Below are 457 nucleotides of genomic sequence, written 5' to 3' on the forward strand. Positions count from 1 at the left end.
CTCTTCCAACGTCGTCGTGTAGTCCGTATGCTGCTTGCCGACGCAGTTTAAGCGCCATTGCGTTGCGCCAATCCCGGTGACGCTGGCTGCCACCCCAACCGTCCAGTGAACGAAACCGGCGAGCAGCAATCCGACAATCGCAACCGCCAGAGTGCTCACCGCGAGCTTGGCAATCATGATGTCGCCCTGCCTGCGAATCGCCCAGAACCGTCCTCGCCACACGAGAAACCACATGTGCGGCGGCAACGGATCGGTCATCGCAACTAGCCGACGCTGCCTTCCAGCGAAATGCCGATAAGCTTCTGCGCTTCCACCGCAAATTCCATCGGGAGCTGCTGGATGACATCGCGGACGAAGCCGTTGACGATCAGCGCCAGCGCTGCCTCCTCGGGAATGCCGCGCTGCATGCAGTAGAAGAGATGGTCTTCGGAAACCTTGGACGTCGTCGCTTCATGCT

At 60.2% G+C, this 457-nt stretch carries 2 protein-coding genes; both read right to left on the minus strand.

The window, feature by feature from the left end:
* On the minus strand, nucleotides 1-258 hold a 258-nt coding region (locus AC1D0P_RS29320; protein ID WP_477679945.1), incomplete at its 3' end, for a hypothetical protein.
* Nucleotides 259-263: 5 nt separating this feature from the next.
* On the minus strand, nucleotides 264-457 hold a 194-nt coding region (locus tag AC1D0P_RS29325; RefSeq protein WP_477679946.1), incomplete at its 5' end, for a SufD family Fe-S cluster assembly protein.

This window comes from Polaromonas sp. P1_G2, assembly GCF_056405515.1.